This is a genomic window from Sphingomonas dokdonensis (assembly GCF_002197685.1).
Classification (GTDB): domain Bacteria; phylum Pseudomonadota; class Alphaproteobacteria; order Sphingomonadales; family Sphingomonadaceae; genus Sphingomonas; species Sphingomonas dokdonensis.
Map to the genome: position 1 here is coordinate 14,173 of NZ_NBBI01000002.1, position 22,896 is coordinate 37,068.

At 67.2% G+C, this 22,896-nt stretch carries 22 protein-coding genes and 1 pseudogene; 6 read left to right on the plus strand and 17 right to left on the minus strand.

The window, feature by feature from the left end; genetic code table 11:
- The first annotated feature begins 64 nt into the window (after positions 1–64).
- The 3 genes and pseudogenes from SPDO_RS05025 (at position 65) to SPDO_RS17025 (ending at position 1,286) form a co-directional block, all read left to right on the plus strand.
- The gene (locus SPDO_RS05025) at positions 65–571 is read left to right on the plus strand and encodes a DUF3237 domain-containing protein (RefSeq protein WP_088366407.1); all 507 of its coding nucleotides are present in this window, start codon (positions 65–67) and stop codon (positions 569–571) included.
- Positions 572–583: 12 nt separating this feature from the next.
- Positions 584–814: pseudogene (locus tag SPDO_RS17355) on the plus strand (glutathione S-transferase N-terminal domain-containing protein); the annotation flags it as partial.
- Positions 815–857: 43 nt separating this feature from the next.
- Positions 858–1,286, plus strand: a complete 429-nt coding sequence (locus SPDO_RS17025) for a glutathione binding-like protein (protein ID WP_211280004.1) — start codon at positions 858–860, stop codon at positions 1,284–1,286.
- Positions 1,287–1,308: 22 nt separating this feature from the next.
- Here the strand turns inward: SPDO_RS17025 and SPDO_RS05035 are convergent, their stop codons facing one another.
- The 9 genes from SPDO_RS05035 to SPDO_RS05075 all read right to left on the minus strand — a co-directional run bounded on the left by SPDO_RS05035 (position 1,309) and on the right by SPDO_RS05075 (position 10,427).
- Complete coding sequence (locus SPDO_RS05035) at positions 1,309–2,037, minus strand: glutathione S-transferase N-terminal domain-containing protein (protein WP_088366408.1); 729 nt, start codon at positions 2,035–2,037, stop codon at positions 1,309–1,311.
- A gap of 77 nt (positions 2,038–2,114) precedes the next feature.
- Positions 2,115–2,807, minus strand: coding sequence for an alpha/beta fold hydrolase (locus tag SPDO_RS05040; protein ID WP_088366409.1), 693 nt, complete (start codon positions 2,805–2,807; stop codon positions 2,115–2,117).
- Positions 2,804–3,712 (minus strand): NAD(P)-dependent oxidoreductase, encoded by a 909-nt coding sequence (locus tag SPDO_RS05045; protein ID WP_088366410.1) that lies wholly within the window; start codon positions 3,710–3,712, stop codon positions 2,804–2,806. Before SPDO_RS05045 ends, SPDO_RS05040 begins: the two co-directional genes overlap by 4 nt.
- Complete coding sequence (eno, locus tag SPDO_RS05050) at positions 3,709–5,007, minus strand: phosphopyruvate hydratase (protein ID WP_088366411.1); 1,299 nt, start codon at positions 5,005–5,007, stop codon at positions 3,709–3,711. The genes SPDO_RS05045 and eno overlap by 4 nt, the downstream gene beginning before the upstream one ends.
- Complete coding sequence (locus SPDO_RS05055) at positions 5,004–5,990, minus strand: phosphotransferase family protein (protein WP_245829202.1); 987 nt, start codon at positions 5,988–5,990, stop codon at positions 5,004–5,006. The genes eno and SPDO_RS05055 overlap by 4 nt, the downstream gene beginning before the upstream one ends.
- The gene (locus tag SPDO_RS05060; RefSeq protein WP_088366413.1) at positions 5,969–7,096 is read right to left on the minus strand and encodes an alpha/beta fold hydrolase domain-containing protein; all 1,128 of its coding nucleotides are present in this window, start codon (positions 7,094–7,096) and stop codon (positions 5,969–5,971) included. Before SPDO_RS05060 ends, SPDO_RS05055 begins: the two co-directional genes overlap by 22 nt.
- 44 nt (positions 7,097–7,140) lie before the next feature.
- Complete coding sequence (locus tag SPDO_RS05065) at positions 7,141–8,775, minus strand: long-chain-fatty-acid--CoA ligase (RefSeq protein WP_088366414.1); 1,635 nt, start codon at positions 8,773–8,775, stop codon at positions 7,141–7,143.
- Between the two features lie 9 nt (positions 8,776–8,784).
- On the minus strand, positions 8,785–9,528 hold the full coding sequence (locus tag SPDO_RS05070; RefSeq protein ID WP_158212146.1) for a 2-keto-4-pentenoate hydratase: 744 nt from the start codon (positions 9,526–9,528) through the stop codon (positions 8,785–8,787).
- On the minus strand, positions 9,525–10,427 hold the full coding sequence (locus SPDO_RS05075) for a hydroxymethylglutaryl-CoA lyase (RefSeq protein WP_088366416.1): 903 nt from the start codon (positions 10,425–10,427) through the stop codon (positions 9,525–9,527). Before SPDO_RS05075 ends, SPDO_RS05070 begins: the two co-directional genes overlap by 4 nt.
- Positions 10,428–10,519: 92 nt before the next feature.
- Here SPDO_RS05075 and SPDO_RS05080 point away from each other — a divergent pair, with 92 nt between their 5' ends.
- Together SPDO_RS05080 and leuD are read left to right on the plus strand one after the other, a co-directional pair.
- Positions 10,520–10,942, plus strand: a complete 423-nt coding sequence (locus SPDO_RS05080; RefSeq protein WP_088366417.1) for a MarR family winged helix-turn-helix transcriptional regulator — start codon at positions 10,520–10,522, stop codon at positions 10,940–10,942.
- Positions 10,939–11,493: a 3-isopropylmalate dehydratase small subunit gene (gene leuD, locus SPDO_RS05085; RefSeq protein ID WP_088366418.1), complete on the plus strand. Its 555-nt coding sequence runs from the start codon at positions 10,939–10,941 to the stop codon at positions 11,491–11,493. The genes SPDO_RS05080 and leuD overlap by 4 nt, the downstream gene beginning before the upstream one ends.
- Positions 11,494–11,499: 6 nt before the next feature.
- Here the strand turns inward: leuD and leuC are convergent, their stop codons facing one another.
- The 8 genes from leuC to SPDO_RS05125 all read right to left on the minus strand — a co-directional run bounded on the left by leuC (position 11,500) and on the right by SPDO_RS05125 (position 20,507).
- A complete protein-coding gene (leuC, locus tag SPDO_RS05090; RefSeq protein ID WP_088366419.1) occupies positions 11,500–12,888 on the minus strand; it encodes a 3-isopropylmalate dehydratase large subunit in 1,389 nt (462 codons plus the stop codon).
- The gene (locus tag SPDO_RS05095) at positions 12,889–14,067 is read right to left on the minus strand and encodes a CaiB/BaiF CoA transferase family protein (RefSeq protein ID WP_425441924.1); all 1,179 of its coding nucleotides are present in this window, start codon (positions 14,065–14,067) and stop codon (positions 12,889–12,891) included.
- A 196-nt stretch (positions 14,068–14,263) separates the two neighbouring features.
- Positions 14,264–14,764 (minus strand): MarR family winged helix-turn-helix transcriptional regulator, encoded by a 501-nt coding sequence (locus SPDO_RS05100; protein WP_088366420.1) that lies wholly within the window; start codon positions 14,762–14,764, stop codon positions 14,264–14,266.
- 122 nt (positions 14,765–14,886) lie between these two features.
- Positions 14,887–15,840 (minus strand): alpha/beta hydrolase-fold protein, encoded by a 954-nt coding sequence (locus SPDO_RS05105; protein ID WP_211280005.1) that lies wholly within the window; start codon positions 15,838–15,840, stop codon positions 14,887–14,889.
- Positions 15,824–17,002 carry a hypothetical protein gene (locus SPDO_RS05110; protein ID WP_088366421.1) on the minus strand — a complete coding sequence of 393 codons (1,179 nt, stop codon included), beginning with the start codon at positions 17,000–17,002 and terminating at the stop codon, positions 15,824–15,826. Before SPDO_RS05110 ends, SPDO_RS05105 begins: the two co-directional genes overlap by 17 nt.
- On the minus strand, positions 16,999–17,310 hold the full coding sequence (locus tag SPDO_RS05115; RefSeq protein WP_088366422.1) for a PadR family transcriptional regulator: 312 nt from the start codon (positions 17,308–17,310) through the stop codon (positions 16,999–17,001). The genes SPDO_RS05110 and SPDO_RS05115 overlap by 4 nt, the downstream gene beginning before the upstream one ends.
- 162 nt (positions 17,311–17,472) lie before the next feature.
- Positions 17,473–18,129 (minus strand): TetR/AcrR family transcriptional regulator, encoded by a 657-nt coding sequence (locus SPDO_RS05120; RefSeq protein ID WP_088366423.1) that lies wholly within the window; start codon positions 18,127–18,129, stop codon positions 17,473–17,475.
- A gap of 59 nt (positions 18,130–18,188) precedes the next feature.
- On the minus strand, positions 18,189–20,507 hold the full coding sequence (locus tag SPDO_RS05125) for a TonB-dependent receptor (protein WP_158212147.1): 2,319 nt from the start codon (positions 20,505–20,507) through the stop codon (positions 18,189–18,191).
- Positions 20,508–20,650: 143 nt separating this feature from the next.
- Between SPDO_RS05125 and SPDO_RS05130 the strand changes: the two genes are divergently transcribed.
- A complete protein-coding gene (locus SPDO_RS05130; RefSeq protein WP_088366425.1) occupies positions 20,651–22,891 on the plus strand; it encodes a beta-glucosidase in 2,241 nt (746 codons plus the stop codon).
- The last annotated feature ends 5 nt before the right edge of the window (positions 22,892–22,896 follow it).

Consider the following 22,896-nt stretch of genomic DNA (forward strand, 5'->3'; position numbering starts at 1 on the left):
CCGCGCTTTACAATTTCACTTAGGCTACTAATTATTCTCGTAAGTGTCTAGCGGGGAACATGCGATGGAGAAGGCGACCGAAACGGCACCGCAGACAGTCTTGGGCGATTATCTGTGCACCGTCGACTTCCACGTCGCGGGCGGCATTCTCCCGCTTGGCGCGTCACCCTTCGGGGAGCGCCGGATCGGCTATGTAACCGGTGGCAGCTTCGCCGGGCCTAGGCTCCGCGGAGCGGTGCTGCCCGGTGGTGGCAACTGGTCCGTTGCGGGCCGCCTCGACGCGACGACTGCTGTCGGCACCATGGATGCGCGCGCGATCTGGCAAACCGATGACGGGGCGATCATCTACGTCAGCTATGGCGGGCGCAGCGTGATCCCTGACGACGTACGCGCCGAATTTGCCGATCCCGCCCGCGCTGCGTCGGTCGATCCAGCGCGCTATTATCTGCGCATAGCGCCGGTGTTCGAAACGGCGGACCCGAACTATGGCTGGCTCAACGGCGTGCTAGCGATCGGCCTTGGCGAACGGACCGATCTGGGCGCACGCCACCGCATCTACGTCGTGCGCTGAGGGAGAGGGACGATGATCACGCTCTATGGCGGGCCCACGCCCAATGCGCGCAAGATCGGTATCGCCTTGTACGAAATGGCACTCGATTGGCGGCTGGAGACGGTTGATATCCTCGCCGGCGACCAACTGACGCCTGAGTTCCTGGCGCTGAACCCCAACAACAAGACGCCGGTGATCGTCGACGAGGACGGGCCGGCGGGACGGCTGGTGCTTTGGGAGACAGGTGCGATCCTGCTATATCTCGCCGAGAAGACCGGCCGCTTTCTGCCGGCCGATCCGGCCGGGTGTGACCTGCTGGCAATGGCTGATGTTCCAGGTGTCGGGCATCGGCCCGATGTTCGGCCAGGCGGCGCATTTCGGCTTCTATGCCGCGGAACGGCATCCCTATGCGATCGACCGCTATGCTCGCGAGACCGATCGGCTGCTGCGCGTGCTCGACGGACAATTGCGCGCGGCGGAATGGGTGGCGGGCGACGACTATACGATCGCGGACATGGCGATGCTGCCCTATCTGCGCCGTCCGATTGCCGAGCAGGCCAATCGTTATCCGCACCTGGCGCGCTGGGGCGAGGCGATGCTGGCGCGGCCAGCGGTTCGTGACGGGATGGCGGTGGGCGTCGCGCGCAAGGAAACGATCGAGGGCGGGCTCGACGGCTTCACCGACGAGCATCGCTCGATCCTGTGGGGCGAGCGGCAGCATGGGGTGGCGCGATAGGCCGGATCGCCTGTTCCGCGAGTCAGTCGTTGGCCCGCACCGCAGCATGCATCGCGTCGCCAAACATGTTGGACCATTCGGCGTCGCTCAGTTTCTGGTGACGACCGAGGTATTTGTCGGGCGCTTTCAGATCCGCACGCGCGGTCGCGCGCTGCACCGCTGGGCGGGCGGCGATCGCCTCGTACCAGCGGCGCGTGGCGGGTCGCTCCGCATCGTCGCGACCGAACACAAAGGCGGAGGCGCGGCCGGGCCAGACAGCCATGTCGGCGATCGAATAATCATCGCCGGCAAGATACGGGCTCTCCGCCAGACGGTTTTCCAGCACGTTGAGCAGCCGGTCGAACTCGCGAATGTAGCGCTGTGTGGCATAATCCTGGCCGGCGGGCGCGTAGCGCAGGAAGTGGCTCGCTTGCCCACCCATCGGGCCAAGGCCCGCCATCTGCCACATCAGCCACTGGATCGTCCGTGCCCGTGCTGCCCCGCGCGGGGCAAGGAAACGCCCCGTCTTTTCGGCGAGATAGTGCAGGATCGCGCCGGATTCGAACACCGCCAGCGGCGGCTCGCCAGCGCCTGGCGCAAGGTCGACGATGGCCGGCAGCTTGCGGTTGGGATTGATCCGGCCGAAATGCGAACGCAGCTGATCGCCTTCGAAGATATCGTACGGAACGATGCGGTGAGGGAGGCCGGTTTCTTCCAGCATCAGCACCACCTTCATGCCGTTTGGCGTGGCGCAATAGTGCAGCTCGATCATGCGTCAGACCATCCGCCATCGATCGTCATGGCTGGCCCGATGCCGACGATCAGCTGCCCCTCCATTTCGTCCATCGCTTATTCTCCGTGTCGGTCGATCCACGCGCTGAGCAGGCCGGTCACCGCCTCCGCAGCCTCGACGGTCGGCAGGTGGCCGATGCCGGGCAGCGTCACGAGGCGCGATCCGGGAATTGCGCGCATCTCGGCCTGTTGCTCGGGCGTGGTGATGCCGTCGGAATCGCCGCGGATCAGCAGTGTCGGCACGCTGACGGCCGCGAGGCCGGGGCGGCTGTCGATCCGACTCATGATGGCGCGCTGCTGGCGCAGAAAGATGTACGCGCCGGTATCCGCGGCCATGCGACGGGCGAGCGCCAGCAGCACCGGATCGTCGCGCCGGTCTGGCGGGAAGAGCATCGGAATGCGCTCCTCGATCACCTGGTCGAAACAACCCGCTTCGACCAGATCGATATAGCCCTGTCGCCGCGCCGTCTGCGCCGGGCCATCGGCCGATGCCAATGTGGCGATCAGCGCCAGGCTGGCGACGCGCTCGGGCGCGCGCCGCAGCACCTCGAAAGCGACAAAGCCGCCCATCGCATGCGCGACCAGTGCGAACCGCGCCGGGGCGGCGTCGAGCAGACGGGTCGCCATATCGGCGATGCTGTCGTCTTGCGTGTGATCGGCATGGCGCACGTCGCGGTCGGCCCAGGCGGCGCGCTGCGGCGACCACGTCTCGGCGGTGAGCAATTGCCCGGAAGCGAGAATGATGGTCATGCCGGTATCCGGTTCAGCAGCGGTTCGCCGGCGGTGAGGCGGCGGACGTTCTCCGCCGCCGCGGCGAGGCTGCGGGCCAGCGTCTCGGGTGTCTGCCACGCGACGTGTGGGCTGACGGTGACATTTGGTAGCGCGAGCAGCGGATCGGCCGGCGAGACTGGCTCGGTGGCGAACACGTCCAGCCCGGCGCCGCGCAGATGGCCGTTCAGCGCAGCAGCGAGGCGGGTTTCGTCGACCAGCCCGCCCCGCGCGACGTTGATGAGGATCGCGCCGCGCTTCATCGCCAGCGGATCGACGATGTGACGCGTCTCGTCGGTGAGCGGCACGTGTAGCGACACGATATCTGCAGTGGCGACCAGTTGGTCGCGCGTCACGCGGCGATAAGGAACGTCGTGCGCGGAGCGGGCGGCATACACCACCTCCGCCCCGAGTGCGGCCAGCACGCGAGCGAGCCGCGTGGCGCTCGCGCCCATGCCGACAAGACCGACAGTGCGCCCGGCAATCTCGCCCATGTCGTCGAGCACGTCGGACGGCACCGCCCATTGCCCGGTACGGGTCGCGGCATCGAGCGGCACCGTGCGGCGCAGGCCGGCAAGGATCAGCGCCAGCGCGCATTCCGCCACTGCCTGCGCGTTGACGCCGGGCATGTTGCACACCGCGACCCCGCGCGCCGCCGCCGCATCCAGCGCAATCGTGTTCACGCCGACGCCGAGCTTCTGGATCAGCCGCAGATCGGGCGCAGCGGCGATCGCCTCGGGCGTGATCGGGTGGAGGACGTGAAGCAGTATCTCGGCGTCTCCGATCGCACCGCCGGGGCCGATGTTGATCACAGCGCCGGCGCCGAACACGGCGTCGATCTGCGCCTGGAACCCGGCGCTCGGATGCGTGTCGATCGCGATCCTCATGTCAGCGCCGCCGCGATCGGCGCGGCAAAGGCGCCCGCGCCGGCATAGTCAGCGCGCGCGCCGAGCGCTTCCTCGATGCGCAGCATCTCGTTCCACTTGGCCATCCGCTCGGAGCGGGTGAAGGAGCCGACCTTGAACTGCCCCGCGTCCCAGCCGACCGCAAGATGCGCGATCATCACGTCCTCGGTTTCGCCCGACCGTGCCGAGACGATCGTACCCCAGCCGTGGGCGCGCGCTGCGTCAAGCGCGGCCTTTGCCTCGGTCACGGTACCGATCTGGTTGACCTTGATCAGCGCGGCGTTGCACGCCTTGGCGGCGGCGGCGGTTTCGACCCGCTCGGCGCGGGTGACGAGCACGTCATCGCCGATCACCTGCACCCTGTCGCCGATCGCGGCGGTAACAGCCGTCATGGTGGCGAGATCGTCCTGCGCCGCGGGATCCTCGACCGAGATGATCGGGTAGCGCTGCGTCCAGCCGATCACCGTTTCCGCCATTGCCGCGCCGTTCATCGCGCGATCGTCGAGTGCAAGGCGGTACGTGGCGCCATTGCCCAGTTCGTTGGCGGCGATATCGAGCGAGATGAACACATCCTCTCCCGGCCGGTACCCCGCTGTGTCGATCGATCGCGTCAGCACGTCGAGCGCCTGTTCGTTGGACGCGAAATTGGGCCACCAGCCGCCCTCGTCGGCAACCCCGGCGAGAGGGCCAAGTTCGGCCATCAGTCGCCCGGCGGCGCGGTACACCTCGTCGGTAATTTCGAGTGCGCGGCGGAAGCTGCCGGCGTGCGGGGCCATGACCATGAAATCCTGGATATCGGTGCGGCGGCCGGCATGCGCGCCGCCGCCAAAGATCTGGATCTCGGGCAATGGCAGTCGCACCGCGCGGTCCTGCGCCAGCCAGCGCCAGACAGGCACGGCTTCCGCTGCGGCGGCGGCATGGAGCACCGCCATCGACACCGCGACTACCGCATTGCCGCCAAGCCGCTGCTTGGTGGGCGTACCGTCGAGCGCGACGAGCGCGGCGTCCACCGCACTCTGATCGCGCGCATCCATCCCGGCGAGCGCCGGCGCGATCTCGCGCATGACATTGGCAACCGCCTGCGCCACGCCCATTCCGCCGAACGCCGCACCGCCGTCGCGCAGGTCGATCGCCTCATGCGCGCCGCGCGACGCACCGGCGGGGGCGATGGCGCGACCGATTGCACCACCGGCGAGCCGCACCTCGGCCTCCACCGTCGGCCGCCCGCGCGAATCCCACAGCTGGCGGCCAATCACGGTGTCGATACGATGGGTCATGCAGGCTCCCATTGGGCGATGATGGTAGGCAGCGGCGCAGGCGGGCGCGCCAGCAGCGCCAGCGCGCGGGCACGGACTATCGCACCGGTGCGATCATTCAGATACGGTGCTGGCGACTTGCCCTCGACACGGGCGAGCAGCAGCGCGGCGACGAGTGCCCCGGCGCGTATCGCAAGCGGCTCAGGTGCTTCCCACGTCACGCCGGCGAGGTACCGGTCGACAAAGGTTGCGGCTGCGGCATGGAGCGCGGCTTCATGCTCGGCGAGCCAGATCGTCTTCAGCAGCAGATGCGTGGTGCAGAAGGCGAGGTCGAACGCCGGATCGCCGTACACCGCGGGCTCGGCGTCGAGGAACAGGCCGTGATCGCCCGCGACGATGATGTTCTTCGGGCTGACGTCGCCGTGGACCAGGGCGATGCGGCGCGTGGCGAGATCGTCAGCGAGCGCGATCAGCACGTCTGCGGCAACCGGCACGCGTTCGGCAGCGTAGCGCAGGAAAGGCGCGATGCGCAACGCGTCGAACAGCGCGGGATCGTAGCGCCCCGGCTCACCCGCGGTGGCGGTATGAATGCGCGCCAGATCGGCGCCGAGCCGACCGGCGAACGCGGGATCGACGCGGCCGGCGACGAGTTCGTCGCGCCACACCGGGCCGTCGCACCAGCCAAGGACGAAGAGATGATCGGCAGGTGACGTTGCGACCACGGCGGGCACCAGCGCCGGATCGATCGCTGCGACGCGGCGCAGCCACGCCACCTCGTTCTCCGCACGCGCGACGGGCGCGCGCCAATCAGCGGCTACCCGCAACTTGGGCAGCGCCTGCTTCACCACCAGGGGCGCTTGCCCCGGAATGTCGGCGCGCCATACATCGCACGAGACGCCGCCCGACAGCGGTGTAAGCTTCACGTCACCATCGGCGATGCCGAGGCGGCGAAGGATCGCGATTGTCTCGCGTTCCGCCATGGTCAGGACTTGGCCTCGATCCACGCCGCCATCAGGTCTGCGGCGGCATCGCGGTGCGCGGTCGAATCCTCGAAATAATGCGCGCCGGGGATCAACTCGATCTGCTTGTCGCGCGATCCGATGTGATCGAAGATCTTGCGGGCATCGCTCGGAAAGACGCCGGTGTCGGCGGTGCCCTGTACCACTAGTGCGGGCGTATTGAACTTGGCGAGGTGCGGCGCGCCCTGGCAGGGCGACGTTTCGAGGCTCCACATGTTGAGCCACGTCTTCAGCGTGTTGGCGCGGCCGATCGAGGGGGTGCGGTTGGCGATCGCCGGGTCGCCGCGATAGCAGCGTCGCGGTTCGCGATCGGACGGGTCGAGCGAGGAGTCCATGCAGCGCAGGTCGCCCCAGCAGCGGAACAGGGGAAACAGGCGATCGGGCACGCCGGCGTCGTTCAGCCGCTTCAGCTCCGCCTTGGCCCAGTCGGTGATGCGCTGGTTGCGCGCGCGCTGCGCGGCGCGATAGCGATCGACGAAATCGGGGCTGTACGGCGGGCCGTTGTCGGGATTGAACGGATCGAGCGCGGGGTTTGTGGCGACCGGATCGGTCTCGTCCAGTACCGAAGCGTCCATCCAGTCGGTCAGCACTTCGGGGCGGCCCTGATGCGCGTTCAACGAGATATACAGATCGGCCTTGATGAGCTGTTCAAGCGCATCCTGCCCCGCGGCGGGCAGCGCCGCGCCCAGTGTCGGTGCGATCGCCTCGCCCTGGTAAGCGCCCATCAGCGAGCCGCCACCCGAATTGCCCAGGATCACGATCCGCTCGACCCCGGCCTCCTCGCGCAGCCAGCGCATGCCGACGCCGATGTCGAGCACGGCATGTTCGAGCAGGAACTGGTCCTCGAACCCGCGATAGCGCGTGTTCCAGCCGAGAAAGCCGAAGCCGCGCCGCGCGAAATAGGGCGCGATATAATGCTCGCTGAAATCGACGTTGTAATGCGTGGCAATCACCGCGGTCTTGGGCTTCCTGCCCGCCGGCGCGTAATAGATGCCCTGGCACGGATGTCCGCCGGCCTGAATGCGCGGCGCGGTTGGCGAGACCTTGCCGATGAATGTCACGTCGAGCCCATCGATGTCGCGCCGGTCCATACGCCTCTCCTACTTATTACTTAGGCCGCTAAGCATATCGTCGCTCAGCGCGCAACCTCGAACGGGAGCGTATATCCCTCCAGTCCGGCACGGATGCGCTTCTTGTCGATCTTGCCGGTGGGCCCGAGCGGGATCTCGTCGACGAACAGCACGTCGTCGGGCATCCACCAGCGCGCGATGCGGCCGTCGAGATAGTCGGAAAGGTCGGCGGCGGTTGCCGTCTCGCCGGGTTTCAGCTGGCAGAGCAGGATCGGGCGCTCATCCCATTTGGGGTGCGCGATGCCGATCACCGCGGCGATGTGCACTGCGGGATGGCCGGTGGCGATATTCTCGATCTCGATCGAGCTGATCCACTCGCCGCCCGATTTCACCACGTCCTTGGCACGATCGGTGATCTGCATGTAGCCGCGCGGGTCGATCGTCGAGACGTCGCCGGTGTCGAAGAAGCCTTCCTCATCAAGCACGTCGCCGCCGTCGCCGCCATAATAGGATGCGGCGATCGTTGGTCCCTTGATCATCAGCCGGCCGGGCGTCTGGCCGTCATGCGGCAGGCGATTGCCCGCGTCGTCGGTGATCTTCAGCTCGAGCCCGGCGAGCAGCCGGCCTTGCTTCAGCTTGTACGCCATCTGCTCAGCCTCGGGCAGGGCGGCAACCTTAGGTGAGAGGATCGAGACGGTCGCCAGCGGCGACGTTTCGGTCATGCCCCATCCCTGGACGACATCGACGCCATAATCGTCGCGAAAGGTGCGGATGATGGATTCGGGGCAGGCCGATCCGCCGATCGTCACCCGCTTCAGCGTGGAAAAGCCCGCACCCGTCTCCTGCACATGCTGCAGCAGCATCTGCCACACAGTCGGAACGGCGGCGGAATAGGTGACACCTTCGCTTTCGATCAGCGCGTGGAGCGAGGCTCCGTCCATGCGCTGTCCCGGCAGCACCAGCTTCGCGCCGACCGCAGGCGCGGAATAGACCACGCCCCAGGCATTGGCATGGTACATCGGCACCACCAGCAGCACCGTATCGCGCGCAGACAACGCCAGCGCATCGGCTTGCAGCGTCATCATGGCATGAATGCTGTTCGAGCGATGCGAATAAAGCACGCCCTTGGGATTACCGGTCGTGCCGCTGGTATAGCACAGCCCGCATGCCAGCCGTTCGTCCAAGCCGCCCCACGTCGCGGCGGGCTCCTCGTCCGCGATCCAGTCGTCAAAGGCGATCGCGGGAAAGCTGGTCGCGGGCAACGAGGCGCGATCGCACAGGAAGATGATCTCGCGCAGCGTCGGCACCTTCTGGCGCAGTTCCTCGACGATCGGCGCGCAAGCCGGATCGGCCAGCAGCATCCGGTCACCGGCGTGATTGGCGATATAGACGATCTGTTCGAGAAACAGGCGCGGGTTCAGTGTGTGGCAGATCGCCCCAATACCGGCGATGCCGTACCAGGCGGCGAGATGCCGCGCGCCGTTCCAGCCCAGCGTCGCGATCCGGTCGCCCTGCTGCACGCCGGCGCGGCGCAATGCATTCGACACGCGCTGCGCATCGGCATGGACGCGTGCATAGTCGCTGCGCGTCACGTGGCCATCGGCATCGCGCGAGATCACCTCGCGATCGCCGTGCCATGTCGCCGCGTGGGTCAGCAGCCGATCGACGGTCAGCGGCACGTCCTGCATCAGTCCGAGCATCTCTATTCCTCAGGCGAAGGTGACGGTTACGGGATCAAAGCCGTCGATCCGAACCGCGAAATGAGCGCCGGGCACAGCCGGCAGAACCGGGCCAAGCGCACCGGTCATGACGATCTCTCCGGCGCGCAATGGCACGCCGCGCGCAGCGGCATGATGCGCCAGCCAATCGAGCGCCTTGAGTGGCCCGCCCATGATTGCCGCGCCGATGCCACGCGACTCGATCGTACCGTTGCGCGCCAGCGTCATGTTAAGCGCGGCGAGGTCCAGCCCGGCGATCGGACGCGCCGGGCCGCCGAGCACGATGCCCCAGCCCGAGGCATTGTCCGCCACCGTGTCGAACAGCCGCACGTCCCAATTGGCGATTGCGCTGTCGACGATCTCGATCGCGGGCAGGGCATGATCGACGCAGTCGGCAGCGGTGGCGGGATCGTCCACGTCGCGGCCAAGGACGAGTGCGATCTCCGCCTCGACACGGGGGGCGATTAGCGGCGTCGCGATCGTATCACCGCTGGCGAAGCGGCAGTCGGCCCAGAGCCAGCCGCTGTCGGGCTCGTGGACGCCGAACATCTGGTACGCCGCCTGCGAGGTGAGGCCGATCTTGCGCCCGATCGTGACGCCACCGCCGGTGCGGCGGGCGGCGGTTGCAATGTCCTGAACGATGTAGGGATCGTGTGTAACGCCGGTGAAGTGCGGGATCGCGACGCCGCTGGCGCGTGCGTCGGCGATGCGCGCGGCGATCTCGGCGGGACTCACGCCACCGCCGCCGGGAAAGCAGGGGCGCGCAGTAGCTTGCCGGGCAGATCGCGGCCCAATGTCTCGCTCAGCCATTGCGCAGTCGCGATCGCCTTCCCACGATCATAACCGGTGGCGATACCCGACCGGTCGAGCAGATAGATCACGTCCTCGGTGGCGACATTGCCCGATGCGCCGGGCGCAAAGGGGCAGCCGCCGGTGCCGCCAAGCGAGCTGTCGATCGCCCGCGCGCCTGCACCGATCGCCGCCCAGACGTTGGCGATGCCGGTGCCGCGCGTGTCGTGGAGGTGAACGCGCACCGGCAACGGGGCGATCGCCTCGGCCACGCGTGTTACCGCCTCCGCCACCTGCGCCGGCACCGCAACGCCGATCGTGTCGGCGAGGGCGATCTCGCGCGGATTGGCGTCGGCGGCGCGGCGCGCCATGTCGATGACGCGGGCGAGCGGCACCTCGCCCTCGAACGGGCAGCCGAAGGCGGCGGCAATGGTGATCTGGCCGCTACGCCCCGCGCCGCGCGCGAGCCTCACCGTCTCCTGTGCGGCGGCGAGCGATTCGCCGGATGTCTGCTTCTGGTTGCGCATGGCGAAGGTATCGCTGGCGACGCAGACCGCGCCCAGTTCGTCGATACGCGTCGCCAATGCGCGATCCGCGCCGCGGCGGTTGAGCACCAGCGCGATAAACGTCACGTCGTCGCGTGCGGGCAAGGCAGCCACAACCGCGTCGGCATCGGCCAACTGCGGCACGCGCGCGGAATTGACGAAGCTCGTCACCTCGATGCGCCGCGCACCCGCGTCGATCGCACGGGCGATGAGCGACAGCTTGTTGGCGGTCGACACGCTGGCCGCCTCGTTCTGCAGCCCGTCGCGCGGGGCGACCTCAACGATCTCAACAGCCTGCACGTCTTGCTCCTCCCGAAAAGCATAGTATGCTAAGGATATCGCGACGGCAAGGCGGGTTGCGCAAACCGCCGGCACGCCGTCTAACCCCAGCCATGAAGTCGATCGAACTGATGATGCACCTTTTTCAGCGCTTCTGCTGGCTCGACGAGCGGTTGCAGGCGCGGCTGCACGGTCACGGCTGGCCGGATGTGAGCCGCGCGCAATCGATGGTGATGATCAACATCGTCAGCGGTGTCACCCGCCCGTCGGAGATCGCGCGGCGGCTCGGCATTTCGCGTCAAGCGATCCACACGACGGTGCAGCAGATGATCGACAAGGGCATCGTGACGCTCGCGCCCGACGCCGACGATGCACGCCACAAGCAGCTGCGGCTGACCGACTTCGGCGAGCGGATGCGCGGCGATGCGCAGGCGGTGATGGGCGACCTGACCGATCAGATCGCCGGCACGATCGGGGAGCAACGGTTCGAGGCGCTGCTGGAAACGTTGGCGACCGATTGGGAGCAGGCGGCATGACGCCGTGGCGGCCGCTATCGGCGCGGGCGGCGGTGCTGGCCAGCCCGGATATCGACACCGACAAGATCCTGCCGGCGCGCTTCATGAAGGGGCTGGAGCGACATGGGCTGGGCGTGCACCTGTTCGCCGACGTGCGAACGGGAGACCCTGCCTATGCGCTGGCCGCCGACCGCGCGATCATCGTAGCGGGGCGCAACTTCGGTTCGGGTTCGTCGCGCGAACATGCGGTCTGGGCGTTGACCGGGCATGGCATCCGCTGTGTGATCGCGCCGAGTTTCGGGAGCATCTTTGCGGGCAATGCCGCGTCTAACGGCTTGTTGCTGGCGACGGTCAGCGATGCCGATCTGGCGACGCTGGCAGATCACCTTGCGGCGGTCCCGGATGCGCCCGTCGCGGTGGACCTCCACGCGCAGGAGATCCGAACCGGCAATATAATGGTGGGTTTCGCAATCGATCCCGCCGTGCGCGAGGCGTTGATCGCCGGGCTGGACGATATCGGCCGCACGCTCCGGCACCAGGATGCGATCGCCGCCTATGAGGCAGCACACTAACAGCGCCTACAGCGTTCTCACATCGGTGATCCGCCCCGTCACCGCGGCCGCCGCGGCACTCGCGGGGCTCATCAGGTGCGTGCGCCCGCCCGTGCCCTGACGGTTCTCGAAATTGCGGTTCGAGGTCGACGCACAGCGTTCGCCTGTGGCAAGCCGATCGGGATTCATCCCGACGCACATCGAACAGCCCGGCTCGCGCCAGTCGAAACCCGCCGCGCGCAGCGTCTCCGCGATGCCCTCATTCTCCGCCTGCCGCCGCACCAGCCCCGATCCGGGCACGACCATTGCGCGCACCCCCGGTGCGACGCGCCGTCCGTCGACCAAGGCGGCGACCGCGCGCAGATCCTCGATACGGCTATTGGTGCACGATCCGATGAACACCCGATCGATCGGCAGCCCGGCAAGCGCCTGACCCGGCACGAGATCCATATAGGCGAGCGCCCGCTCCTGCGCGCGGCGCACCGCCGCGTCGGCGTGTGTCGCCGGATCGGGCACGCGGCCATCGACCGGCACGACCTGCGCAGGCGTTGTCCCCCAGCTCACCATCGGAGCTAGCGCATCGGCCGAGACATGCGCCTCGCGCGCGAACACCGCATCCGTGTCGCTGGCGAGCGCGCGCCACGCGGGCACGTGCGCGGATATGTCGCCCAGCCGCGCCGCAAGATACGCGAACGTCGTGTCGTCTGGTGCGATCAGGCCCGACCGCGCGCCCATTTCGATCGCGAGATTGCAGAGCGTCATCCGCCCTTCCATCGACAGCGCGCGTACCGTCGGGCCGGCAAATTCGATCACATGATCAATCGCGCCATCGACGCCGATCGCCGCCAGCACGCCCAGCGCAAGATCCTTTGCCGAAACGAAGGGCCCGGCCACGCCGTCGATCGTGACGCGCATCGCCGGCGGCTTGCGCAGCCGCAGCGTTTGCGTCGCCAGGACATGCTCGATCTGCGACGTGCCGATCCCGAACGCCAGCGCGCCGAATGCACCATGCGTGGAGGTGTGGCTGTCGCCGCACACGAGCGTACTGCCGGGGATGGTGCGGCCCTGCTCGGGTGCGACGACATGAACGATGCCGTTGCGCGGATCGCCCATCGCGAACCGCTCGATGCCGTGGCGCGCGCTATTCTCCATCAACCGGCCGAGCTGCGCGCGCGCCTCGGGATCGGCGACCGCGCCGATGCCGCGGGCCTGATCGGTGGTCGGCACATTATGGTCGAACAGCGCAAGCGCGCGGGCGGGGGCACGTACCGGCCGCCCCGCCGCAACCAGCCCGGCAAAGGCCTGCGGCGATGTCACCTCATGGAGCAGATGCAGATCGACATAGAGCAGGGTCTCGCCGCCATCCTCGGCGACGACATGCGCATCCCACACCTTGTCCAGCAGCGTGCGCGCCACTCAGATGACACCACGCGCACGAAAGCGCTCGATCGCGTCGGCGTCGTACCCGGCGGCGGCGAGAAGCGCCGCCCCATCTTTGCCGACCTCGGCCGGTGCGGCGCGCGCGATCCCGCCGGGCGTGCGCGACAGGCGCGGAAAGACGCCCTGCATCGGGAGCACGCCATGCCGCTCCGTCTCCACCTCTACCAGCGCCTCGCGCGCGCGGAAATGCGCATCCTCCAGCATGTCGCGTGGCGCGAACATACGCCCCGCGGGAACGGCATGCTGCGCCATCAGCGCTTCCAGCTCGGCAACGTCATAGCGGCTGGACCAGTCCGCAATCATCGCGTCCAGCGCGTCCTGATGCTGCCCGCGCGCGACATGGGTGGCGTAGCGCGGATCGTTGGCCAGCTCGGGCCGCCCCATCGCGGTGGCAAGGCGGCGGAAGATCGCGTCCTGGTTGGCTGCGATCAGCAGCTCGCCGTCGCGGCAGGGATAAACGTTTGACGGGGCGATGCCCTTCAGCACCGATCCGCTGCGCGTGCGCACGTGACCCGTGGCGGCATATTCGGGCACCAGCCCTTCCATCACCTGAAGCACGGATTCGAACAGGCTGACGTCGACGATCTGGCCTTTGCCGCTCGTGTGCCGCTCATGCAGCGCGGCGAGCGCGCCAAGGCAGCCATAGGTACCCGCCAGGCTATCGCCGATCGACACGCCGAGCCGCGAGGGCGGGCGATCGGGCGAGCCGACCAGCGCCCGCCAGCCGCCCATTGCTTCGCCGATCCCGCCAAAGCCGGCGCGGGTGGCATACGGCCCGGTCTGGCCATAGCCAGAGACCCGCACCACGATGAGCCGCGGGTTCGCCGCGCACAGATCGGCGGGTGCGAGGTTCCATTTTTCCAGCGTGCCCGGCCGAAAATTCTCGATCAGCACGTCGGCGCCCGCAATCAGGCGGCGCGCGATCTCCTGCCCCTCGGCCGTGCGCAGGTCGGCCGCGACCGAGCGCTTGTTGCGCGCGATGACCTCCCACCACACCGGCGGGTCGCCGGCGCCCCATTGGCGCATCGGATCGCCCGTCCCCGGCGGCTCGATCTTTACCACGGTCGCGCCCATGTCGCCGAACAATTGCGCGCAGAACGGGCCGGCGATCAGCTGCCCCAGCTCAACCACGCGAATATCGGAAAGTGGCCCCACGCTCGCGATCCCTCCAAAGCTTAGATAGCTAAGCTATATGGGTTGAGCCGCGGTTTGCAACCCTTGTGGGCGCGTTGCACGACAATGCTGCTCGGGCGAACGCCAGAGGTCGGTCGAGCAAGGGATGTTTGGCGAAGTTCGGCGGCACCGCGGTTCTCGGTGCGGCGCGGCGTGGCGGTGCCAGCGACGTAGCGCGCTAGGCGCGGACGTCGGTGATCGTCGGCAGCTTGCGCGCTTCTTCGGAAAGGTTGCCGATTACCTGGCGCAGCAAACGCTGCAGCGTCTCGACCTCCTCGTCGCTCATCCCGGCGGTGGCGATGGCATGAACCTCGGCGTTCAGCGGCGCGAGATTGGTTTCCAGTTCTCGCGCAAAGGGGGTGAGATGGATGTAGATCTTGCGGCGATCGACCTCGCTCTTTTCGCGGCGAACGAGGCCGGCCGCTTCCAGCCCCTTTAGCGCAACAACGGTGGTCGGCTCACGCATGCCGACGCGCTCGCTCAATTCGCGCTGGGTGATGCCGTCCTCGATCCACAATTGGCGCAAAAAGCGCCACTGGCCGGCGGAAATATCATGCTGCAGCGTATATTTCTCGAGCACGCGCGAGAAATTGCGGAAGACGATCCGCGTCAGATAGCCGATGCTGTTTTCGGGGCTCCGGTAATAATCGGCGGGTTGTCTGATCCGCTTGTCGCTCAACTGCCGGTCTCCGCCACTCTGGCGTGGGATCGTAGCAGGCAGGGGGGAGGGGGCAAGTGGAAGGGGAGCGCCGAGGCTGCGGCTCCTGCCAAAAGTCGGCCCTCCGCTTCGACGGCAAGGTGTCAGGATATCAGGAACGCCGCCAGCGACGCCACGTCGGTTGCGCAATGTCCGCCATACAGCGGGTGCCACTGCATCCTGACACCGCGCGCGTGCGCCCTCGCTGCGAGCAGCTGCGAGCCCTCGAAATTGCCGTAGGCGTCATAAAGTCCATTGGAGAGGTACAGCGCGGGGTAGCTCGGACCGGCCCGCTTGATCAGCGCCAGCGGCGAGACGCGCTGCCACTCGGCGTCGTTCGCGGCATATCTGCGCGCCATCATCCACACGCCGAAGATCATCTTAGGGCTTGCCCCCGTCCGCTGCATGGCCGCCCCGATGGTAGCGAGCGATGCGAAGGGCGAAATCGAATACACGCCGGGGCATAGCGCCGCGACCTCGGCGAAGCGCGACGGATAGGACAGGCCGGCGATCAGCACGTTGAGGCCGCCCATCGATTCGCCAAGCAGAAGGCGGCGACGCGGCCGCCCGATCCTCGCCTCGATCGCTGGCAGGCGCGCCATCAGATCGTCCAGCAACCCGCTGTCGGCCTTTTGTCCTTTGGGCGTCAGCAGCCAGGTCGAGCCATAGGAAAGGGTCACGACCGTCGGCGGCAGCTCGGGCCGGCGCTGCCATTCCGACTGGATCAGCGCCGTCAGGTAGGTGTCGTCGTTCCAGATGCGCTCGTCGAGGTTGCGCCCGTGCATATGGTAGAGAACATCGCCATTGGTTCCCCGCGGATCACGATAGATGCAGTAGCGCAGCGATCCGGATGTGCCGCAGGCTTCCTCTGCCGGGCGAATTGACACCTTCTGCGCCCCGCGCGTGCGGGTGATTTCGCCCCATCCATAATAGATCAGCGCGGCGACGGTCGCGGCGATGAGCCAGTAACGGTACCGACGCGTCATCATCAGCCGTGCCGCACGACGAAGCTTGCTGGTGTTGGGAAGCGCCGACATGTGATCAGGCCAGCCCGACACGCAACGTGCGGTCGCGCTGCGTGCTATCGGTCGCATCGGGCGTGCGAGAAACGGCGCTGGCGCCAGCGCTCGCCAGCTTCGGCAGCGCCAGCAGGCTCAATGCATACCCGATGATGGCGCTGCCACCATAGCCGACGATCGGCGTGGGATAGTTGCCGAGACCGGCCGCCAGCATTGCAGCCAGCCAGACCATGCCGAACGCGACGTAGGTCGCCCGGTTCTCGGCGTCGCGGCGCCATCCGATCACCGCCGGCAGCAGGAGCAGGGCCAGGCCGCCCCACACCGCCAGTCCGGCACCGCCGTGAACCTGAAAGGACGAATAGAGGATCTGGTCGACGTAAGGGGTTGCCGGCAACGTATCTGCGCGAGCAAGCGTCGCGGCGAAGCTGGCAACGCCTGCGGCGAGCGCCGCAATGGCATGCCGGTCCCGATCGGTGATCGCCCGTGCGGCGAGGCATAGCGCAAGCATGCCGGCCATTGCCCGGTCGGGTTGAAGCGCCATAGCGGCAGCGGCAGCGACGATGCCAGCCGTCGCCAGCACGTCATGGCATCGCGAAAAGGCGACAAGCATCACCGGCACCAGGATCAGGCTTGGTTGGACGGCCAACCCGCCGAGGCGCACCCAGCGCGCTGCGCCGTCGACGTCGGCGCCAAGAAACGCGGTTGCGAGCAGGGTGCCGGCCGCCGCGACGATCGCAGCGCCCATCCATCGTTGATCCGCCGCTGGCGACCCGCCGAGCAGCGCCAGCATCGTCAGTCCGATCACCAACGCGCCGGCGTTCACTCCGAGGTAGCGCATCGGCGCACCGGCGATCGCCAGGTAGACGATGCCGAGCGCCACGGCGGCAATCGCGCAGGCAATGCCGATAGTGCGAGGGCGACACATCGTGGCTTGGACGATGCTCATGGTGGTCGATCCGCCGGGAAGAGGCGTGCCCTCGCCGAACAGCGACGCAAAAGGCTGAAGCAGATGCGAAGCGATCGCGCGGGGCATAAGTCCGCACAGGCCCTGGATCGCGAACAGGAGCGCCTTGGTATCGTCGGGAATATTCGCCGTCTCGCAGCGAATGGCCCACCCCCACGACTGCAACGAGGGTGGCAATATTGCCTGCAGGGCCCGGCAGGTGAGATCGGCCAGCCCGCGGCGCAGCCCGGCGCTCATATGGTCGCCTCCCGGCGTCGCGAATTGAGTATTGCCGCGTCACCGGGCGGATTGGCTTGGGCGAGCTGCACGCCGGTGGCCGTCAGCCGATAGGCATGCCGCGGCGGTCGCCCGCCGTCCACCGGCTGTTGCCATTCCGCCTCAAGATAGCCTTGCGCCTCCAGGCGGATCAGCAGCGGATAAAGCGTGCCGGATTTCACATCGGCGAGCCGCGCCAGTTCGTACCCGTGTGACCATCGGCCACCGGCCTCGAGCAGGATGGCGAGGACGATTCGGGCATGGGGCGAAAGCGCGCGTGTTCGAGACATTGACGCTAACTCTACCTATATAGATTTATCGTCAAGCGCTGATTGCGTCTGGGCTGCAGAGCGTCCGGAAACAGCGTCGGGCGTATGCAGCCCCGTGTCCGACTAGGGTGCCGGCCTGCGATCCCGCCGCTCGTGGCAAAGGCTCACGGCGTCCCGCCGAGCTTATGCGATCGGCGTCGCTCGCGCCGGCGCAGGGGGAAGCGCCAGCAATTCCTCCATCGTGCCGTTCGGCGCAGCCTGTTCGAGCAGCCTGGCAAGCAGGTCGACGGCTTCCCGGATCTGTTCGGGATCTTCGATGAACTCGCGCCCGAGAGACAGGCCTCGCATCGCCCAGACGACCAGGCGGATCGCGGCGGTGTCATGCTGCTTGGCGCCAAGCCGCTCCAGAAAGGCAGTGGCCGCCAGCTCCTCGATCGCGGTTTGCGCCGGCTTGATGAGCGCGGCGAGCTCGGGATCGCTGCGCGAGGCCACGAAAATCTCCAGCACCGCGACGCCGGACGGGCGCGACAGCACCTCCCATGAGATACGCGGCCAGTCCGATACGCGCGAGCCCACACCCCAGTCGCGCTGCAGCTCGCGATAGGCGACGACTTCCTGCTCGAATACCCAGCGCACCACCTCGGCGATGAATACCGCGCGGGTCGAGAAGTGATGCGTGATCGCGCCGCGGCTGATGCCTGCCTCGTCGGCGATCTCGGCATTGCTCGCGCGGGTGTACCCTAACCGGCTGATCGCGCGCACCGCGGCCTCGAACAAGGCTGTACGCGTTTCCGCCGTCCGCTGCTCCTGCGTACGGCGCGGCGTCTTTGCTTTTCCCATCTTTGCTCCTGGCGTCCTGATGACGGATCGGTCGCGCCCGAACAAGTCGGGCGCGACCGTCACGGTAAGAAGCGCCACTCGAATGCGGCGCCGATCCGGCGAAAGGCATTGTCGGGCAGCGTCTGCACATATTGGCCGGCAGAAAAGTTGCCGGGGTAGATGGCGGCGGCATAGCGTTTGTCGAACAGGTTGCGAACGAACACGCTGAAACGTGCGTGATCGTTGATGTCCCCAATCCCGATGGTGGCGTTGACCAGCGAATAGCCGTCCTGGATCGTGCTGGGATCGTTGATCGCGTAATAGAAGCTGCTGCGATAGCGCCAGTCGGCGTTGACGAAGACCTTGAGGTCGTCGTTGATCGGCTGATCCACATTTGCCGCCAGGCTGGTGGTCCATTTCGACGCGCCGACGAGCGGCGAGCCTGCCGCGTTGAAACTCGGGCCGGGGAGCGAACAGCCCTGCGCCGCGGTCTGCCCGAAGTAGCAGGCGACGTTATAGTCGCCGTAGCGGGTATCGAGATACGTAACGCCGCCGGTCAGGCTCACGCCGGAAAGCGGGCGCACCACCGCTTCCGCTTCGACGCCGCGGGTCCGCAGCTCGCTAGCATTGCCCGTCCGGAACGTGCCAAGCTCGCCGTTCAACGCCGGGTCGAACACCTGTGCCTGGAAATCGCGGAAGTTGTTGATGAAGCCCGCGATGTTCAGGCTGACGCGCCGATCGGCGAGGTCCAGCTTGGCACCGATCTCGTAGGCGTCGACATTTTCCGGATCGACGCCGAAGGCGATGCCGGCGGCCGAGCTGACGGCCGGTCCCTTGTAGCCGCGCGTGTAGGTTGCGTAGAGATTGGCGGTCGGCGCGATCGCATATTCGATACCGACGCGCGCGGACAGGCCATCGGCCTTGCGGTTCGCGATCAGCGGGGCGGCGAGGGTGCCGACACAGCGCCCGCCACCACTCAACAGGAACGTCACCAGATTGCAGACGCCCGGCACCGCCGTCACGTTTGTGGTCGAGTTGATGTCGTCCCAGGTGTAGCGGCCGCCGGCGATCAGCTTCAGCTGCGGGCTGACGTTGAAGGTTAGCTGTGCAAAGCCGGCATAGCTTTTGGTGCCGTAATCGAAGTTCGATTGGCCGTTGATCGGCGACAGGCGCAGCGGCGCGCTGGCCGGAAACACGCCGAATGTCCCCGCCTGCAGGATCTGCGCGTCGATCTGTTGACGAAAGAAATACAGGCCCGCGGTGTAATCGACGAACCCGCTACCGTTGTTCGAAACGCGCAGTTCCTCCGACAGCTGGTAGGATTGCGAGTTCGCGATGTTGGTGTCGAAAAACGCCACCGGCGTCTGGTCGACATCGTTGTTCGCGCGGGCGTTCAGATCGCGATAGGCGGTGACGGACGTGATCGTCAGCGCACCGGCGTCGTAGCTGGCGGACAGCTGCGCGCCGAAGCTGCGCTCGTCACGCAGCACGTTCGTGCTGCCGATCGCGGTCTTGTTGTTGGTCGGCGAGGCGATGACGCCAAGCGCGCTGTTCTGAACGCGCACGAAGTTGGGCGGCGCAAACGGGCGGAACGCGGCGGGGATCGGTGTCGGATCATTGCCGCCGAAGCGGCGGATCGTCGAATATGCCTCGATGCCGCTGTTGTTCTGGTAATCGGCGATCGCGTAGAGCGACAGGCGGTCGGTCGGCTCCCACAGCAATTTGGCGGTGCCGAAATAGCGGCGCGCCGGATCGAGGCGGCCTGGGCCGATCAATTGCGTCGACGGCTTCTGATACTGGTATCCGCCGCTGACGCGCAGCGCCGCATTTGATGCGATCGGCAGGTTGACCACCGCCTGCGCCTGCACCTGGTCGCGGCTGCCGGCCTGAACGCGGCCGCTGCTGCTCCGTTCTCCCAGCTTCGGCCTGGCGGTCGTGATCGAGATCAGCCCGGCCGTCGTGTTCTTGCCGAACAACAGCCCCTGCGGCCCACGCAGCACCTCGACCCGCTCGACATCGGCCAGCGAGTTCAGCGGCACAAAGCGCGGCAAGGTGATGTTTACGTCATCGACGGCGATGCCAACCGCCGATTCGATGCCATAGTCAAAGGAGTTGGTGCCGACCCCGCGGATCGCGAAATTGGGCACGCCGGGGGTCGCCGTGAAGTTCAGGCTCGGCGCACGCTGGGTGATGTCAGCCAGCTGGGTGGCACCGGTTTCGCGGATCGATTGGCCGTTCACCACGGTGATGGCGATCGGCACGTCGCGCAGGCTCTCGGTGCGGCGCTGCGCCGTGACGACGATATCGCCCTCTGCAAGGGGTGCCGCATCGGCTGCCGGATCGACGGCGTCCGCCGGCGGCGCTGCGGTTTGCGCCTGCGCCGCGCTCGCCAAAGCCAAAGCGCTTGAACCTACAAACGCTGCCAATTCCCGCATGATCATTTTTCCTCACCTGGTTCGCGGTTGGTACCGCTTGACAACAACCATCCGCTCAAACAAACATACTGTCAAGCACGCACGTAAGAAGTTGTTTAGGAGGGGTGATGACGCGAAAAGCCTATCGTTCGGGGCTGCTTGCCGGCGCGCTGGCAGTGTCCGCTGCGGCGGCAACGGCGCAGGAAGCGCAGCCGCGCGCCTCGTCATCGCTGGCGCAAGCCACCATCCCGACTGCCGCCGACAGCCGCGCTGCCGAAACAGAGCGGCAGATGCGGGTGGAGGAGCGCACGGTGCTGACACATGGCCTGTGGGCCATTCCGCTCATCCCCAAGGTGCAGATCCCCTCCCAGGCGGTGCTTGGGGCCGGCTACATCGCCGGGATCCCTCGCCTTGGCGTTCCCGCGCTGCTCGAAACCGACGCCAGCCTCGGCGTTTCGTACATCGCCAACCTGCGCAACGACGGCGCGACGGCGCTGCCGTCGGCAACGGCGATGGGCGCGACATGGAACGCCGATCTGATCCGCCGTGGCGGCGCGATGATCGCGGGTGAGGCGCGTGCCAAGGGCTTCAACGTGTTGCTGGGCGGCGGCATCAATTTGATGCGCGATCCCCGCAACGGGCGAACGTTCGAATATTTCGGCGAGGATCCGTTGCATTCGGGTCTGCTCGGCGGGGCGGCGATCGCCGGCGTGCAATCGCAACACGTCATGTCCACCGTAAAGCATTTCGCGCTCAATGCGCAGGAAACCGGTCGGCACCTGGTCGACGGCAGGATCGCCGACGATGCGCTGCGAATGAGCGACCTCCTGGCCTTTGAACTGGCGATCGAGCGCGGGCAACCGGGCGCGGTGATGTGCGCGTATAACCGCGTAAACGGCGCCCCCGCCTGCGGCAGCGATTACCTGCTCAACCGCGTGCTTAAGCAGGATTGGGGCTACCCCGGCTTTGTCATGTCCGACTGGGGATCGGTGGACGCGGTGGATTTCGCGCTCGCCGGGCTCGACCAGCAATCGGGCGCGCAGATCGACAAGCAGGTGTTCTTCGGCAAGCCGCTTGCCGCGGCCGCGGCGCGTGACCCGGCCTATGCGGCACGCGTTGCGGACATGAACCGCCGCATCCTGCGCTCGATCTATGCGCTCGGCCTGGACGCCAACCCGCCGGTCAAGCAGCCGATCGACTTCGCCGCCAATGGCGAGGTCGCGCGCGCGGTGGAGGACGCGGGCATCGTGCTGCTGCACAATCCCAAGGCGCTGCTGCCCTTGTCCAAGGACGTTCGCTCGATCGTGGTGGTCGGCGGCTATGCCGATGCCGGGGTGCTTTCGGGCGGCGGGTCGACGCAGGTGCAGCCGGAGGGCGGCCCGGCGGTTTCGCTGCCGATGGGCGGCGAGGGGCTGCTCGCCAAATACAACAATCAGACCTACCACGGCACCGCCCCGCTCGCCGCCATCCGGGCCATCGCGCCAAGGGCAAAGGTGACGTTCGTCGACGGCCGCTATCCGGCAGAGGCCGCTGCGGCCGCAAAGGCGGCCGACGTCGCTATCGTCTTTGCGACGCAATGGATGGCGGAAGGGGCCGACGTACCCGATCTGTCGCTGCCGAACGGGCAGGATGCGCTGATCGCTACGGTCGCTGGCGCCAACCCGAAGACGGTCGTGGTGCTGGAAACCGGTGGCCCGGTCCTCATGCCGTGGCGCGATCGCACCGGCGCGGTGCTGGAGGCGTGGTATGGCGGGGCGCGCGGCGGCGATGCGATTGCGGCCACGCTGTTCGGAGACGTCAACCCATCGGGGCGCTTGCCCATCACCTTTCCCGCCTCGGTCGATCAGCTGCCACGTCCGGCGCTCCCCTATGCCGGCATGGTCGATCGCGATTTCGCCGCTGGCTTTGCGGCCGGGACGCGCTATCCGATCGACTATGACATTGAGGGCGCGGACGTCGGCTATCGCTGGTTCGCCCGCAAGAAGCTGACGCCCTTGTTCCCGTTCGGCTTCGGGCTCAGCTACACCAGCTTCGATCACGGGCCGATGACCTTGATGGGTGGCGAACGACCGCGCGCTACCGTGTCGATCCGCAACACGGGTGCGCGCGCCGGCAGCGAGGTCGCGCAATTGTACCTCGTCTCCACGCCTGCCGGGCCGACGCGCCGGCTCGCTGGGTTCGCCAAAGTGGCGGTGCAGCCCGGCGCGACGGAAACCGCTACCATCCCCATCGAACCGCGGCTTCTGGCGCAAAGCAGCGGCGGGCGATGGACGATGCCGGCGGGTCGCTACGGCTTCGCGCTGGGCCGATCCGCGACCGATCTGGGGCCCGTCGTCACCGTCGACCTGCCGGCCCGGCAATGGCGCTGACCTAT

Bases quoted from the DNA above. Each gene is read 5' to 3' on its own strand.
- SPDO_RS05130 (WP_088366425.1), top strand. From the start codon at position 20,651: ATGACGCGAAAAGCCTATCGTTCGGGGCTGCTTGCCGGCGCGCTGGCA.
- SPDO_RS05035 (WP_088366408.1), bottom strand. From the start codon at position 2,037: ATGATCGAGCTGCACTATTGCGCCACGCCAAACGGCATGAAGGTGGTG.
- SPDO_RS05040 (WP_088366409.1), bottom strand. From the start codon at position 2,807: ATGACCATCATTCTCGCTTCCGGGCAATTGCTCACCGCCGAGACGTGG.
- eno (WP_088366411.1), bottom strand. From the start codon at position 5,007: ATGACCCATCGTATCGACACCGTGATTGGCCGCCAGCTGTGGGATTCG.
- leuD (WP_088366418.1), top strand. From the start codon at position 10,939: ATGACGCCGTGGCGGCCGCTATCGGCGCGGGCGGCGGTGCTGGCCAGC.
- SPDO_RS05060 (WP_088366413.1), bottom strand. From the start codon at position 7,096: ATGGACCGGCGCGACATCGATGGGCTCGACGTGACATTCATCGGCAAG.
- SPDO_RS05025 (WP_088366407.1), top strand. From the start codon at position 65: ATGGAGAAGGCGACCGAAACGGCACCGCAGACAGTCTTGGGCGATTAT.
- SPDO_RS05065 (WP_088366414.1), bottom strand. From the start codon at position 8,775: ATGCTCGGACTGATGCAGGACGTGCCGCTGACCGTCGATCGGCTGCTG.
- SPDO_RS05115 (WP_088366422.1), bottom strand. From the start codon at position 17,310: ATGTCTCGAACACGCGCGCTTTCGCCCCATGCCCGAATCGTCCTCGCC.
- SPDO_RS05120 (WP_088366423.1), bottom strand. From the start codon at position 18,129: ATGGGAAAAGCAAAGACGCCGCGCCGTACGCAGGAGCAGCGGACGGCG.
- SPDO_RS05045 (WP_088366410.1), bottom strand. From the start codon at position 3,712: ATGAGGATCGCGATCGACACGCATCCGAGCGCCGGGTTCCAGGCGCAG.
- SPDO_RS05080 (WP_088366417.1), top strand. From the start codon at position 10,520: ATGAAGTCGATCGAACTGATGATGCACCTTTTTCAGCGCTTCTGCTGG.
- SPDO_RS05110 (WP_088366421.1), bottom strand. From the start codon at position 17,002: ATGAGCGCCGGGCTGCGCCGCGGGCTGGCCGATCTCACCTGCCGGGCC.